This is a genomic window from Bacteroides propionicifaciens DSM 19291 = JCM 14649 (genome assembly GCF_000375405.1).
GTDB lineage: Bacteria > Bacteroidota > Bacteroidia > Bacteroidales > Bacteroidaceae > Bacteroides_E > Bacteroides_E propionicifaciens.
The window spans coordinates 51,768-66,785 of the sequence record NZ_AQWS01000004.1; the positions used below are offsets into that span (position 1 = coordinate 51,768).

The following is a 15,018-nucleotide window of genomic DNA, read 5'->3' on the forward strand; positions in this document are numbered from 1 at the left end:
TAGATGAATCACTTATGGAATTACCATGCTTTTTCGCCGCAAGAGCTAGAAAAAAGCCATAAATTGGCCAGAGAGTTGGGCATAAGTCCGATCTTAGGACAACTCCTGATTCAACGCGACATACAAACTCCAGAAGATGCTAAATCCTTCTTCTATCCTGACTTGAAGGATCTACATGATCCTTTTTTGATGCAAGATATGGACTTAGCTGTGGAGCGACTCAACCAGGCTATTTTAAATAAAGAACGGATTTTGATCTACGGCGATTACGACGTAGATGGTACAACATCAGTAGCCTTAGTTTACCGATTTTTGAAACTATATTATTCAAATATAGACTACTATATCCCCAATCGTTACGATGAAGGATATGGTGTATCAAGACAAGGTATAAATTATGCTAGTCAGTCGGGAGTCAAATTAATCATTATACTCGACTGTGGTATAAAAGCCGTTGAGGAGATTACCTATGCTCAAAGCCAAGGAATTGATTTTATCATCTGCGACCACCATGTGCCAGACGAAACTCTTCCACCAGCTGTAGCTATTCTAAATGCCAAAAGACTAGACAATACCTACCCCTACACTGATCTGTCGGGATGTGGCGTAGGTTTTAAGTTTATGCAGGGCTTTGCACAAAGCAATGACATAAGCTTTAGTCAGCTTACACCTTTGCTCGACTTGGTTGCGGTAAGTATTGCTTCAGATATTGTACCTATCATGGGTGAAAATAGAATTTTAGCCTATCACGGGTTAAAACGATTAAATTCACACCCCAGCGTTGGATTACAATCTATCATCAACATTTGTGGTTTGACGGGCAAAGAACTTACAATAAGCGATATTGTCTTCAAAATTGGACCACGAATCAATGCATCTGGAAGAATCGAGAGTGGCAAAGAAGCTGTTGATTTGATGGTTGAAACCGATGTCCAACGCGCTGTCGAAAAAAGTATTCAAATAAACGAATATAACGAGACACGCAAAGACTTAGATAAAGCCATAACTCAAGAAGCCAACACTATTGTCGATAACCTGAGTGACCTATCGGATAGACGCTCAATGGTGTTGTACGATGAAAACTGGCACCAAGGTGTCATCGGAATTGTGGCTTCAAGACTAACCGAAATTCATTACAAACCGACAGTAGTTCTCTGTAAATCAGGAGGACTTGCTACAGGTTCAGCACGTTCGGTACCAGGTTTCGATGTCTATAAGGCTGTTGAACATTGCCGAGATCTACTCGAAAGTTTTGGGGGGCATACCTATGCCGCAGGTTTATCGCTAAAAGAAGAGCACATTGAAACTTTTACTAAACGATTTGAAGCATACGTAACAGAACATATCCGCCCAGACCAATTGGAGTCGAGCATTGAGATTGATTCAGACCTCAAGTTTATTGATATTACGCAAAAGTTCTGTCGTGACTTGCAGCTCTTTAACCCCCACGGACCACTTAATCATAAACCGATCTTTTGTACAGAGCAAGTTTACGACTATGGCACAAGCAAGGTTGTAGGAAGAAACCAAGAACACATCAAGTTAGAACTTATAGACAGTCAGTCGAATAAGATTTTTAATGGGATTGCTTTTGGCCAAAGCAACCATGTTCGGTATATAAAAAGCCGTCGTTCATTCGATATCTGTTATACCATTGAAGCCAATACACACCGAAAGGGAGAAATTCAGTTGCATATCGAAGACATAAAGCCAAGGGAGTTATAAGATGAACTCTAAGTATCTAGAGGTATTAAAACAATATTGGGGTTACGACTCCTTCCGTGGAATTCAACAAGAGATCATTGAGAGTATCGATCAAGGATACGACACACTCGGATTGATGCCTACGGGAGGAGGAAAGTCCATTACTTTTCAAGTGCCTACACTTGCTAAAGAGGGAATTTGTATCGTTATTACGCCACTTATTGCGCTCATGAAAGATCAGGTAGCCAATCTGAAAGACCGAGGTATAAAAGCTGCCGCCATATACTCGGGAATGAACTCCACCGAAATCAATGTCACCCTAGATAATTGCATCTTTGGAGGATACAAATTTCTTTACGTATCACCCGAACGTTTGGCCACTGATCTGTTCAAGGATAAGCTCAAGAAAATGCCCGTCTGTCTCTTTGCAGTCGACGAGAGTCATTGCATCTCCCAATGGGGATACGATTTTAGACCTGCCTACCTGCAAGTTGCCGATATTCGAGTACTTAAACCTGAGGTCCCCATACTTGCCCTTACCGCTACAGCTACCCCAGAAGTAGTTATAGATATTCAAGAGAAACTTCATTTCAGAGAAAAAAGAGTCTTTAAAATGAGTTTTGAACGAAAGAACTTAGCTTATATTGTGCACCATACCGACGATAAATCTGGGGTAATTCTTAAATTACTTGCCAAGCTAAAGGGAAGTACGATCATTTACGCGCGAAGTAGAAAGCGAACTAAAGAGATGTCTGATTTCTTAACACGAAATGGTATTTCATCTACCTTCTACCATGCTGGTCTCAACCACGAGCTTAAAGATCAACGCCAAAAGAAATGGCAGTCAGGTGAGTATCGTGTTATGGTAGCGACCAATGCCTTTGGGATGGGTATCGATAAAGCTGACGTACGCCTTGTACTTCACATCGACCTACCCGACTCGATTGAAGCCTATTTTCAAGAAGCAGGAAGAGCAGGACGTGACGGCAAAAATGCCCGCTCAATCATTCTGTACTCCAATGCAGACCAAGCTAAGCTTCAGAAGAGAATCAAAGACAATTACCCCGAAAAAGAGTATATCCTAAACATCTACGAGCACCTGCAATACTATTTTCAGATGGCTATGGGTGATGGACTGGGTTGCATCTACGACTTCAACCTAGAAGAGTTTTGCCTGCGCTTCAAACATTTCCCCGTACAAGCACATAATGCACTGTCCATACTTACTCAGACAGGTTTTATCGAATATACCGAAGAACAAGATAACCCTTCACGGCTTATCTTTACAGTACGCCGAGATGAACTCTACAAGCTTAGAGAGATGGATGGTGATGCTGAGAAAGTGCTTAATGTATTATTGCGAACCTATACAGGACTATTTACCGATTATGCCCACATCAATGAATCGGCAATAGCCACCAAAACGGGGTTAACGCGAGAACGTGTGTACGAAGTCTTACTTAATTTCACAAAAAGAAGACTCATTAACTACATACCACGCAAAAAGACCCCCTTTCTTATCTATACGCGAGAACGAGTCGACTTAGGCCGACTTATTATCCCAAAAGCAGTGTACGAAGATCGAAAAGAAAACTACATCAAACGTGTCACCGCCATTCTAGATTACGTAAAAGATCAGAACCATTGTCGAAGCCGACAACTACTGCGCTACTTTGGTGAGCAAAATCAAGACAATTGTGGCACTTGCGATGTTTGCATAACGAGTCATAAAAAAAGAATCTCAACAAACCAATTTGATGAGTTATCCTCAAAAGTGATAGCACTAGTTAAGGACAATAACTACTCCATCCAAGAGTTAGCAAACAAAGTTGACACCACCGAAAACCTTCTTCTTCAAACCCTCGAATTTCTGATTGATGAGGGATTAATCAAAGAGGAAGATGGGTTTATCAGTAATTCAGAGATAAGACAAAATAGTGAACAATAACTATATAAGTAATGTATTGATAGTAATTAGCACTAATTACGAGATAATTGATTAAAATATTTGGTTTATTTAATTAATTCGCTACATTTGTAACCATAGCATATAAAGAAACAGCAATGAGAACATTCAGCTTTACATACTTCTTCTTTTTTTATTTTTACTTTGGACTACAGAGTAGAGCGGGAAGTTGTATGCCTTAATTGAATGTAAAATAAATCATTTATAAGATATTTAGGAAACCCGCTCAAACAGAGCGGGTTTTTTTATTGTAAAAAAAGAATGAAAAAGATCGCAATTCAAGGAGTCCATGGATCATACCATGATATAGCTGCCCACCAATATTTTGAAGGGGAGCAAGTCGAGTTAATTTGTTGTTCAACATTCGAGCAAATTTTCAATACAATTGTTGAAAACCCCGAAGTATTGGGAATGCTTGCCATTGAGAACACTATAGCTGGCAGTCTATTACACAATAACGAACTACTCAAAATAAGCAACACCAATATAATGGGTGAGCATAAATTGAGGATTTCGCATAGCTTTGCCTGCTTACCCGACGAGTCATGGGAGGATATTACAGAGGTTAACTCACACCCTATTGCCTTAGCACAATGTAGAGCTTTTTTACAAGCACATCCTACCTTTAAGGTTGTAGAACATGAAGATACGGCATTAAGTGCAGAAGAGATCCACAAACAACAATTGCGTGGTCATGCTTCGATTTGTTCAAAGAAAGCAGCAGAGATTAATAATCTCAAAGTTTTAGAACAAGGGATAGAAACCAATAAACACAATTTTACACGCTTTCTTATTGTTCAATCGACTTTGGCAAATGAGCAACTCACTCCTAAAGAGATCAACAAGGCAAGCTTAGTGTTTACGCTTCCACATAAACGTGGTAGTCTGGCTCCTATCCTATCAATTCTTTCTTTTTATACAATGAACCTAACCAAAATTCAGTCTCTACCCATACTTGGACGAGAATGGGAATATCAGTTTTATATAGATGTCACTTTTGACGAATACGAAGCATACAAACAAGCCTTAGAGGCGATTAAACCACTAACTAGCGATTTAAAAGTATTAGGAGAATATGAAGAAGGACAATACAATTTTTAAGGTACATCCTGCCGAAAGATTGCAGGACATCAAGGAGTACTACTTCTCGAGTAAGCTCAAAGAAGTTGCTCAGATGAATGCCGAAGGCATGAATGTTATCAGTTTGGGTATTGGAAGTCCTGATTTACCTCCAACCAAACATGTTATTAATACACTGTGTGAACAGGCACATAATACACATAATCACGGCTACCAACCTTATGTTGGGATTCCTGAACTAAGAGAAGAGTTCTCCAAATGGTACAAACAATGGTACAATGTGAGCCTTGACTCTAAAACAGAGATTCAACCCCTGATCGGCTCAAAAGAAGGAATCCTACACATCACACTGGCCTTTGTAAACCCTGGTGAACAGGTACTGGTGCCAAATCCAGGATACCCTACCTATACATCACTCAGCAAAATGCTCGGCGCAGAGGTCGTACACTACGATTTAGATGAGGCTAATAATTGGATGCCCGATTTTGATGCATTGCAGAAGATGGACCTAAGCAAGGTTAAAATCATGTGGACTAATTATCCCAATATGCCAACAGGTGCCAATGCAACTCCAGCCCTATTTAAACGCTTAGTTGAATTTGCCCATCAAAATGATATTATATTGGTCAACGATAACCCTTATAGCTTCATTTTAAACGAGCAACCGTTAAGCATACTTAGTATCCCTGGAGCTAGAGAGTGTTGTATAGAACTCAACTCGATGAGTAAGAGTCACAACATGCCTGGCTGGAGAATTGGGATGGTAGCTGCCAATGAGAAGTTTATCTCATGGATATTAAAGGTCAAAAGCAATGTGGATAGTGGCATGTTTAGACCCATGCAACTTGCTGCTGCTGAAGCACTAAAAGTAGATAACGGCTGGTATCAATACAATAACGATAATTACAAACGTAGAAGAGCACTAGCGACTCAAATTTTAGATGAACTGGGTTGTAGATACGACAAAAATCAAGTGGGACTTTTCCTTTGGGCTAAGATACCAGTACGATACAAGCAGGTAGAAGAACTTACTGAATATATTCTTCATGCAGCACATGTATTTATAACACCAGGCTTTATCTTTGGAAGCAATGGTGAGCGTTACATAAGGCTATCACTATGTTGCAACGAAGAGCAATTAGAAGAAGCCTTGCTTAGAATTAAGAATCTCGAAATAAACAAAACAAATTAAGATACATATATTATGGAATTAGAATCAATTTTACTCCCAGGAGTACCCGAAAAGCGTCCGTTAGTTATTGCAGGACCGTGTAGTGCAGAGACAGAAGAACAAGTACTTTCAGCAGCCCATAGCTTAGTAGATAAGGGTATAAAAATATTTAGAGCTGGAATATGGAAGCCTAGAACTAAACCCGGTGGTTTCGAAGGTGTAGGTAGTGTTGGTTTAGAGTGGCTCAAGAGAGTAAAAGAAGAAACAGGTCTATACGTAGCAACCGAGATCGCTACGGCCAAACATACAGAAGAGGCTTTAAAAGCAGGCATTGATGTGCTTTGGGTAGGTGCACGCACAACAGCAAATCCATTTGCCGTACAAGAGATTGCCGATGCTCTTCAGGGTGTTGATGTTCCCGTATTGGTTAAGAACCCCGTAAACCCCGATTTAGAATTATGGATTGGTGCACTCGAGAGAATTCATAATGCAGGTATCCGTCGACTAGGAGCTATCCACAGAGGTTTCAGCAGCTACGAGAAGAAAATCTACCGTAATCTACCTCAATGGCATATCCCAATTGAACTAAGACGCCGTATTCCAAACCTTCCTATCCTTTGTGACCCAAGTCATATTGGTGGTAAACGTGAGTTAATTGCTCCAATCAGCCAACAAGCGATGGACTTAAACTTCAACGGACTTATTGTTGAGAGTCATTGCAACCCCGATCAGGCTTGGAGCGATGCTTCACAACAAGTAACCCCTGAGGTACTAGACTTTATCCTGAACATGCTCGTTATTCGCGAAGGAATGAGTCAATCTACCGAGAATTTAAATATCCTACGTAAGCAAATTGACGATTGCGATAACGACTTGATCGAAGTCCTTTCGAAGAGAATGCGAATTGTTCGTGAAATAGGTACTTACAAGAAAGAGCATAACATGACTGTCCTACAAACTGGACGTTACAATGAAATTATTAATAAACGTGGTGAGCAAGGTGCTGCTTGCGACATGGCAGGAGACTTTATTAAGGGGGTATTTGAATCTATTCATGAAGAATCAGTTCGCCAACAAATAGAAATTATTAATCAAAAGTTGCGATGAGAATTTTAATATTGGGAGCGGGAAAGATGGGCTCTTTCTTCAACGATGTGTTGAGTTTTGATCACGAAACAGCAGTATACGAAACGAATCCTCAAAAACTACGTTTTGTATATAACACCTATCGTTTCACCGATTTAGAGGAGATCAGAGCCTTCAAACCCGAACTGGTTATTAATGCTGCAACCGTAAAATATACTATTGAAGCATTTAAACATATCATCCCAGTAATTCCAAAGGAGTGTATCTTGAGTGATATTGCTTCTATCAAAAACGGACTCAAAGATTTCTATAAGGAGTGTGGGTTTCCATTTGTATCGACCCACCCGATGTTTGGCCCTACTTTTGCGAGTTTGTCGAACCTTGGTAACGAGAGTGCGATTATCATTAGCGAAAGTAATCACTTGGGTAAAACCTTTTTCAGAGACCTGTATAGCAAGCTGAAGCTAAACATTTTTGAATACTCTTTTGAAGAGCACGACGAAACTGCAGCTTATTCGCTCTCTATTCCGTTTGTTTCTTCTTTTGTTTTCTCGGCCGTAATGAAACACCAAGAGGCTCCAGGAACAACCTTTAAGAAACATATGGCTATAGCTCGAGGGGTACTTGGAGAAGACGATTTTCTGTTACAGGAGATCTTGTTCAACTCTAAAACACCCAATCAGATAGAGAATATCATCAATGAATTGAAAATATTACAAGAGATAATTCAAGAAAAAGATGCTACCGAAATGGGGAAATACCTAACCAAAATAAGAGAGAAGATTGAATAATCTTCTCTTTTGTTTTATTGACTAATCTTATGGGGTGGATCCAACTAAAACGAGTATTTTTGTCTGACTAATAGAGGAAACATAAAATGATAGACCAAGGAACCATAGACCGTATTATTAATGCAGCTCAAATTGTTGATGTCGTGTCAGAATTTGTAACACTTCGTAAAAGGGGTGTCAACTACATTGGTTTATGCCCTTTCCACGACGAACGGACTCCATCGTTTAGTGTGTCACCATCAAAGCAAATCTGCAAATGTTTTAGTTGCGGTAAAGGTGGAAATGTGGTGCACTTCATCATGGAGCACGAGCAGCTCAACTACTACGAAGCACTCAAGTTCTTGGGTAAGAAATACAATATCGAGATTCAGGAGAAAGAGCTAACACCCGAGCAGATGCAAGCACGAAGTACGCGTGAGAGTATGTTTGTGGTCAACGATTATGCTCGAGATTATTTTTCTAAGATTCTACACGATCACCCTCAAGGTAGAGCTATCGGGCTTGCTTATTTCAAGCAAAGGGGATTCCGCGAAGATATCATAACCAAATTTCAATTGGGTTACTCGACCGAGTCAAACAATGCTTTTGCTAACGAGGCTCAACTGAGAGGATTTAAGAAAGAGTTTATCGTTAAGACTGGATTATGCTACGAAACGGATCAGCACGAACTGCGAGATCGATTTTGGAGCCGTGTTATATTCCCTGTTCATACACTATCAGGAAAGGTTGTTGCCTTTGGAGGACGAACACTCAACACAGAGAATAAGCGAATTGCTAAGTATGTCAATTCACCCGAATCGGATATCTACACTAAGAGTAATGAGCTATACGGTATTTATTTCGCCAAGCAAGCTATCGTAAAAGCTGATAATTGCTTTCTTGTCGAAGGCTACACCGACGTTATCTCTATGCACCAGGCAGGGGTAGAAAACGTAGTATCCTCATCTGGAACAGCTCTCACTACGGGGCAAATCCGACTTATCCATCGCTTTACCGATAACATCACGGTTCTATACGATGGTGATAAAGCGGGTATCCATGCCTCTATAAGGGGGATCGACATGCTTCTCGAAGAGGGCATGAATGTAAAGGTGGTACTACTTCCTGAAGGAGAAGACCCCGACTCTTTTGCCCGAAAACAAAATGCAACGAGTTTCCAAGCCTACATCAAACAACATGAGACCGACTTTATTCGCTTTAAGATTGGCCTACTTATGGATGAAGCAGGTGAAGACCCAATTAAAAAAGCCGAGCTTATTGCCGATATTGTTAAGAGTATTGCTGTAATCCCTGAAGCCATAATCCGCTCGGTATACATTAAAGAGAGCAGTCAACTGCTACATATTTCTGAAACGGTATTGGTGGCAGAAATCACGAAGATTAAGCGTGAGGAGTTGCAAAAGAGAAAAAACCTCTTACGTAGGGAGAAAGACAAACTTGCTCAAGAAACTCCAGAACAAGCAGCAAAGAGGGCATCTTACATACCCAAGATTGGTCAGGAAGGACAAGAGTTCTATCAATTTGAAAGACTCATTGTACAAACCATTGTGCGATACGGTAATCTACCCTTATGCACCGTTGTCAACGAACTAGGCGAAGAGACCGAATTAAGTGTGATAGAATATATAATAAGAGATTTAAGGCAAGACGAAATCGAATTTTATAACCCACTACATCGCTCTCTACTCGAAGAGAGTAAACAGTTTTTACTCAATCAACAGGAAGGTGAGATTAGCAGATTCTTTTTATCTCACCCTAACCCAGATATTAGCCGATTAGCAGCAGATTTGGTGAGTGATAAATATCAACTAAGCAAGTATCACACCAAGGGACAGACTATAATTACAGACGAAGAACGACTCGACGAGCTTGTGCCAATGCTACTAGTCAATTTCAAGAATGCTCTCTTATTGGCTGAGGTCAAGCATATTCTTCAGGCACTAAAAGATCCGGGCATCATGAACGATCCCGAAAAATGCAATGCTGCAATGGAGCAGTATATGGAGCTAAAAGAGATACAGAGTGTGATGGCAAAAAAACTAGGTGATAGAGTAATTATACCACCAAGTTTGTAATTAACGAGTACGGATTAGATTCATAAACTCTTCACGCGTCTTAGCTTGCTGAAAAGCACCTGTAAAGTCGGATGTTGTGGTAATGGAGTTTTGCTTCTCTACACCACGCATTTGCATACACATATGTTTTGCTTCAACGACAACCATAACACCCAAGGGGTTAAGTGCCTCTTGGATACACTCTTTAATCTGAAGGGTCATTCGCTCCTGAACTTGCAAACGATGAGAGAATATATCGACTACACGAGCAATCTTACTAAGCCCTGTGATGTAACCATTAGGAATATAGGCCACATGTGCTGTACCATAAAAAGGAAGCATGTGATGTTCACAAAGTGAAAAGAAATCGATATCCTTCACGATAACCATCTGGCTATAATCCTCTTTAAAACGAGCACTCATCAACACCTCTTTAGGATCCATATGATAACCACGAGTAAGGGTAAGCATAGCTTTGGCTACACGTTCGGGAGTTTTAATTAAGCCTTCACGTTCAGCATCTTCACCCAAAAGGTTTAATATAGCTTTATAATGATCTTTGAGGCTGTCAATATCCGTATCAAACGGCTTGGTAATATCTTGATTTTGCATTTTATCTATTAATCTAATGGTATTTGAATTAATTCACGGACAATCGAAACTTCTCTAAATTTATTAGTCGAGCGCAGTTCTCGAAGTACAGCATCTGCCTCTTCAATACTCCTAAAGTCACCTACTCTACAAATCCAGCGAGGAGATATAAATGAAGTATAAACTGATAGGTCTGGGAAAAACTCAGACACCTTTTGCCCAATCTCCATAGCATGGCTTCTAGCTTCTCGGGTATTATTACCAGCATAGACTTGAATCCGATAACCACTAGAGCGAATCACACTCTTGTCCCCCGTTTGCACTATTTCAGCTGTAGAGCTATTAAGCAGCGCCTCAATCCGTGGATCTTGGAAAACTCGTACTTTTCCTTGCCCTGGCTTATTAGTGGTCAAGTCGTGGACAATATCTTTCTTGTTCTGTCCTACTGCAAATGTAGAATAGAGCAAGAAGCTAGCCAACAGTAATATATTATTTCTCATTACACACAATTCCGTTACTACAACAAATAAAATAAGGCCCTAATCTAAAGAATTAATAATTAGATTAGGGCCTTAAATGGATATTTAATTATGCTTTAAAGCCATCAATAACGCCTTTAAAGTCTTCAGCTTTCAATGAAGCACCACCAATTAATCCACCATCAACGTCTGGATTAGCAAATAGTTCTTTAGCATTAGAAGCCTTACAGCTACCACCGTAAAGGATAGAGCAGTTATCAGCAACTTCTTTACCGAACTTGTCTGCAACTACTGAACGGATATATTTGTGAATTTCTTGAGCTTGCTCACTTGATGCTGTTTTACCAGTACCAATAGCCCAAACTGGCTCATAAGCAAGAACTAATTTTGAAAAGTCTTCTGGCGAAAGGTCGAATAAAGCTTCAGAAATTTGAGCTTTAACCACTTCGTTTTGTTTGTTAGCTTCACGCTCTTCCAATACTTCACCAATACAGAAGATTGGGGTAAGTTTGTTTTCTAGAGCTAGTTTTACTTTATCTTTAAGAGTTTCTGAAGTTTCACCATAGTAAGAACGACGCTCAGAGTGACCCAATATAACATATTTAGCACCAGTTGAAGCAACCATAGCTGCTGAGGTTTCACCAGTATAAGCACCAGAAGCCTTATCAGCACAGTCTTGAGCTCCCACACCAATCTTAGCAGAATCTACTAAAGATGCAACAGAAGCTAAGTGAATAAAAGGAGTACAAATGACAACATCACAGTTCGGTGTTTCATTTGCTAGAATAGCATTTAAATCTTTTGCTAAAGTGATACCCTCTTGTAGAGTATTGTTCATTTTCCAGTTTCCTGCAACAATTTTTTTTCTCATTATTATTTGTATTAAAAGTTAATTTATAAAAGAGTTATTTCGTTTTTCTACGTCTATAAAGCAAGTCTAGCCCGAAGAGCATAAACATCGGTGCAAAATACCAAAATATTACGTAAAGAATCTTTTTAAAGTCACTATGATCAGTGATTTGCCCTAAAGGTAAACGATCTAAAGAATCTGATAGATCATACTCAGTAGGTAAGTTATGATAACTCCACTTCTGAATGATCACCCCATCTTTTAGTAAAATCAAACCAGGGTTAGCGCGAACCATAGTTTTGAGCGTAATCTCATCAGTGAAATAAAATGGATACTCCGCTCCAGTTCGATCACTCCAAGATTCTATATCTTTTTCTTGAGAGGCCGTAAGGCAAACAAAAGGATATTTATGATCTACACTATAATCGTAAATTTCATTAAGCAAGTCTATCTCACCATCATCTGCTTGGGTCAAATCTCCAGCAATCATTAAGAATGAATATCCTGAATTTGCCAAAAAATCTTGTGCAATATCTTCACTAGATTCTAAATCGAGCATATGGAAGTTTTGAATGGGTGGCACATAACCTTTGGATATCAACTTAGTTTGAGTATCTAAATAAGTCCAAGTACTATCTGGGTAATTATTCAAATCAAATAACTTCTCTTGACCATCTTTTTCCATTAGAACATAAGTTTCAAACACAGCTTCTTCAGCCCCATCTGGCATCTCCATAGCCGAGAGCATATGAGTACCAATTTTGAACGGTCTAAAATCAATTATGGGAAGGTATCTATAACTATAGATAAAGAGCCCAGCAACAAATACAGCTGTATACAATGACACAATCCAATGTGTATGATTCGTAAATAATGATAAAATACCTCGGCGACGTCTATACAAAGATATAGACAGACCCAACAATATAATATTCTTAATAAAAGTCTCCCAATTGGTGAGTATTAATGCATCGCCAAAACATCCACAATCCGATATGGGATTTGTTAAGGCCAGTACGAGTGTTAAGGGAGTCATTATAGACATCAGTACCAAAGCCGTAAATGTCGAAATAGTCCGACGAACTCCAACGAAAAGCAACAAGCCTGTTATTAACTCAATAGCTGCCAATAAGACTCCTAGGAGGAGAAGCAAGAAATCAGGAACCCAGAGTGCCCCAAAAGCCAGTGCATAGTCTTGTAGTTTATAAAAAGAACCCCAAGGGTCTATAATCTTAGCAAAACCAGAAAACACAAAAACTGCCGCTAAAACAAAGCGACATAAATTAGTCCATATACTTTTAAATAATTGTATATGCTTATTCTCCATACTCTAGTTTAATTAACCCAAAGATAGCATAATTAATCATATCCATGTAATTAGCATCAATACCTTCTGAAACCAAAGTTTCACCCTCAAGTGCTTCAATCTGTTTGGTACGATGAATTTTCATCAGAATAAGGTCAGTATAAGAAGAGATTCTCATGTTACGCCAAGCTTCATCGTAATCGTGATTCTTTATTTTAAGCAATTCTAAAACAGTATTCACATGCTTATCGTAGAGTTTCAATGCATCAGCTTCGGTTAAGTCATCGGTATCAGCATAACCTAGTTCTAGTTGAATTAAGCCCATAACACCATAATTGACAATTCCGATAAACTCCGACTTAGCACCCTCACCAACAAGATTAACACCTTTGGTTTCGATGCTACGGATGCGATTGACTTTAATAAAAATCTGATCGGTCACAGATGACGGCCTTAAAATGCGCCATGCTGCCCCATAATCGTGAAGCTTGCTTTTGAATAGATCTCTACATTGACCTACTACATATTCAAATTGTTTTAATGTCTCTTCCATTCTCATTTTTTATACCCTACAAATATAATCAATTATAGACGAAAAATAAAGGGTACCCTAGATAATACTAAGGTACCCTTATTAAAGAGATTATATATATAATTTTAATATAGTCTTAATTGTTGACCAGGACGTAAAATCGAGGTTGTCTTAATGCTATTAAGTTGGCATAAAGATTTAATTGAAACGCGTTTAGATGCAGCAATACCAGAAAGCGTATCACCTTTTCTTACGCGGTAGTATGAACCTGCTCCAGCAGATGCAGTACTTGTAGCAGCACGACTAGCTTTACGTTTAAATACAAATGTGTCAGTTACAATATCTTGATTTTCGAAATCAAACATCAGTGCAGGGTTAATTGCAATACCTAAGAATCGAGTTTCAAAATGCAAGTGAGAACCAGTTGATCGACCAGTATTACCACCCAGACCAATTACATCACCTGCTTTAACCACATCACCCTCTTTTACAAGTTGTTTTGATAAGTGACCATAAACAGTTTCAAGACCATTATAGTGACGTATCACCACATATCTACCATAACCTGATCGCTCATATTTTACCATTCTGATTTTACCATCAAAAGCCGAACGAATAGTATCTCCCACATAAACCTTTAGGTCAAGACCGTTGTGCATTCTTCTCCAGCGATAGCCGTACTTAGAAGTCACCTTTCTGCTTTCTGTTGGCATATAAAAGCCAGTTAAATCTACCTCATAGGTATCAGGAACTGGGACTCCACGGTAAGCATGAACAGATGTGTTTGTCCATGTTGGGTATAAACTCAAAGCAGGGAACTCTTCTCTTTCAACATCAATTTGCTTTTGCAAAATCAGTGAATCAATTGTTTTTAGCTTTTTATCAATGGGCGGCTGACGGGCTATTAAGTCTTGTGCATTGGCTGAACTCATACCCATACAGGTAATAAAGACTACAGCTAATAGAGTTTTAATCTGACTACAATTCATTGGTCTATTTTTTGATACTCAATTATGGTTTTAATATCAGTAGTTTATAAGCTACTATCCACACGATCAAGTATTAATATACTTAAAATCTAATTAAGATTTAATTACTATTTCTAATTTATTTACCTCACTCAATTAAACAGTGAGATTTTTTTCGCCTTGCATATTATAAATTAACCGCATAACGAGAGCTAAGTTTTGGGAATTAAATGAATTCAAAGGGTCAAAACACATAATTCCATTACAATACAACTACAATAAAGATGAATTAACAATCATCTAATGGCAAAGATGCAACTTTAAAGATTGAAGTATATTCAAGCATGATAATTCATTAAGACATTCTAATGACTCACGATTAAGTGAACCTAAAACTAGTCGTCTTTAACCTGCTTAATAAGTGAATATACCTATTAAAA

13 protein-coding genes are annotated in these 15,018 nt (G+C 38.9%); 7 read left to right on the forward strand and 6 right to left on the reverse strand.

The window, feature by feature from the left end:
• Window positions 1-3 precede the first annotated feature (3 nt).
• The 7 genes from recJ to dnaG all read left to right on the forward strand — a co-directional run bounded on the left by recJ (window position 4) and on the right by dnaG (window position 9,873).
• Window positions 4-1,725: a single-stranded-DNA-specific exonuclease RecJ gene (gene recJ, locus B091_RS0102020; protein WP_018108339.1), complete on the forward strand. Its 1,722-nt coding sequence runs from the start codon at window positions 4-6 to the stop codon at window positions 1,723-1,725.
• A 1-nt stretch (window position 1,726) separates the two neighbouring features.
• Window positions 1,727-3,652 carry a RecQ family ATP-dependent DNA helicase gene (locus B091_RS0102025; protein WP_018108340.1) on the forward strand — a complete coding sequence of 642 codons (1,926 nt, stop codon included), beginning with the start codon at window positions 1,727-1,729 and terminating at the stop codon, window positions 3,650-3,652.
• A 279-nt stretch (window positions 3,653-3,931) separates the two neighbouring features.
• Window positions 3,932-4,771 (forward strand): prephenate dehydratase, encoded by an 840-nt coding sequence (locus B091_RS0102030; RefSeq protein WP_018108341.1) that lies wholly within the window; start codon window positions 3,932-3,934, stop codon window positions 4,769-4,771.
• Window positions 4,746-5,942 (forward strand): pyridoxal phosphate-dependent aminotransferase, encoded by a 1,197-nt coding sequence (locus B091_RS0102035; protein WP_018108342.1) that lies wholly within the window; start codon window positions 4,746-4,748, stop codon window positions 5,940-5,942. The genes B091_RS0102030 and B091_RS0102035 overlap by 26 nt, the downstream gene beginning before the upstream one ends.
• A gap of 12 nt (window positions 5,943-5,954) precedes the next feature.
• Window positions 5,955-7,028 carry a bifunctional 3-deoxy-7-phosphoheptulonate synthase/chorismate mutase type II gene (locus B091_RS0102040; protein ID WP_018108343.1) on the forward strand — a complete coding sequence of 358 codons (1,074 nt, stop codon included), beginning with the start codon at window positions 5,955-5,957 and terminating at the stop codon, window positions 7,026-7,028.
• Entirely contained in the window at window positions 7,025-7,798 is a 774-nt protein-coding gene (locus tag B091_RS0102045; RefSeq protein WP_018108344.1) for a prephenate dehydrogenase/arogenate dehydrogenase family protein, read from the forward strand. Before B091_RS0102040 ends, B091_RS0102045 begins: the two co-directional genes overlap by 4 nt.
• An 86-nt stretch (window positions 7,799-7,884) precedes the next feature.
• Entirely contained in the window at window positions 7,885-9,873 is a 1,989-nt protein-coding gene (gene dnaG / locus B091_RS0102050) for a DNA primase (protein ID WP_018108345.1), read from the forward strand.
• Here the strand turns inward: dnaG and folE are convergent, their stop codons facing one another.
• From folE to B091_RS0102080, 6 genes are all read right to left on the reverse strand, one after another.
• Window positions 9,874-10,464: a GTP cyclohydrolase I FolE gene (gene folE / locus B091_RS0102055; protein WP_018108346.1), complete on the reverse strand. Its 591-nt coding sequence runs from the start codon at window positions 10,462-10,464 to the stop codon at window positions 9,874-9,876.
• Window positions 10,465-10,472: 8 nt separating this feature from the next.
• Window positions 10,473-10,943 (reverse strand): SPOR domain-containing protein, encoded by a 471-nt coding sequence (locus B091_RS0102060; protein WP_018108347.1) that lies wholly within the window; start codon window positions 10,941-10,943, stop codon window positions 10,473-10,475.
• A gap of 88 nt (window positions 10,944-11,031) precedes the next feature.
• Complete coding sequence (gene tpiA / locus B091_RS0102065) at window positions 11,032-11,793, reverse strand: triose-phosphate isomerase (protein WP_018108348.1); 762 nt, start codon at window positions 11,791-11,793, stop codon at window positions 11,032-11,034.
• Between the two features lie 34 nt (window positions 11,794-11,827).
• Window positions 11,828-13,099 carry a BT_3928 family protein gene (locus tag B091_RS0102070; protein WP_018108349.1) on the reverse strand — a complete coding sequence of 424 codons (1,272 nt, stop codon included), beginning with the start codon at window positions 13,097-13,099 and terminating at the stop codon, window positions 11,828-11,830.
• Window positions 13,089-13,631 carry a DUF1599 domain-containing protein gene (locus B091_RS0102075; RefSeq protein WP_018108350.1) on the reverse strand — a complete coding sequence of 181 codons (543 nt, stop codon included), beginning with the start codon at window positions 13,629-13,631 and terminating at the stop codon, window positions 13,089-13,091. Before B091_RS0102075 ends, B091_RS0102070 begins: the two co-directional genes overlap by 11 nt.
• A gap of 104 nt (window positions 13,632-13,735) precedes the next feature.
• Window positions 13,736-14,599: a M23 family metallopeptidase gene (locus tag B091_RS0102080; protein ID WP_026166287.1), complete on the reverse strand. Its 864-nt coding sequence runs from the start codon at window positions 14,597-14,599 to the stop codon at window positions 13,736-13,738.
• Window positions 14,600-15,018 lie beyond the last annotated feature (419 nt).

Bases quoted from the DNA above. Each gene is read 5' to 3' on its own strand.
- B091_RS0102035 (WP_018108342.1), top strand. From the start codon at position 4,746: ATGAAGAAGGACAATACAATTTTTAAGGTACATCCTGCCGAAAGATTG.
- B091_RS0102080 (WP_026166287.1), bottom strand. From the start codon at position 14,599: ATGAATTGTAGTCAGATTAAAACTCTATTAGCTGTAGTCTTTATTACC.
- B091_RS0102030 (WP_018108341.1), top strand. From the start codon at position 3,932: ATGAAAAAGATCGCAATTCAAGGAGTCCATGGATCATACCATGATATA.
- B091_RS0102070 (WP_018108349.1), bottom strand. From the start codon at position 13,099: ATGGAGAATAAGCATATACAATTATTTAAAAGTATATGGACTAATTTA.
- folE (WP_018108346.1), bottom strand. From the start codon at position 10,464: ATGCAAAATCAAGATATTACCAAGCCGTTTGATACGGATATTGACAGC.
- recJ (WP_018108339.1), top strand. From the start codon at position 4: ATGAATCACTTATGGAATTACCATGCTTTTTCGCCGCAAGAGCTAGAA.
- B091_RS0102060 (WP_018108347.1), bottom strand. From the start codon at position 10,943: ATGAGAAATAATATATTACTGTTGGCTAGCTTCTTGCTCTATTCTACA.
- B091_RS0102040 (WP_018108343.1), top strand. From the start codon at position 5,955: ATGGAATTAGAATCAATTTTACTCCCAGGAGTACCCGAAAAGCGTCCG.
- tpiA (WP_018108348.1), bottom strand. From the start codon at position 11,793: ATGAGAAAAAAAATTGTTGCAGGAAACTGGAAAATGAACAATACTCTA.
- dnaG (WP_018108345.1), top strand. From the start codon at position 7,885: ATGATAGACCAAGGAACCATAGACCGTATTATTAATGCAGCTCAAATT.
- B091_RS0102025 (WP_018108340.1), top strand. From the start codon at position 1,727: ATGAACTCTAAGTATCTAGAGGTATTAAAACAATATTGGGGTTACGAC.
- B091_RS0102045 (WP_018108344.1), top strand. From the start codon at position 7,025: ATGAGAATTTTAATATTGGGAGCGGGAAAGATGGGCTCTTTCTTCAAC.
- B091_RS0102075 (WP_018108350.1), bottom strand. From the start codon at position 13,631: ATGGAAGAGACATTAAAACAATTTGAATATGTAGTAGGTCAATGTAGA.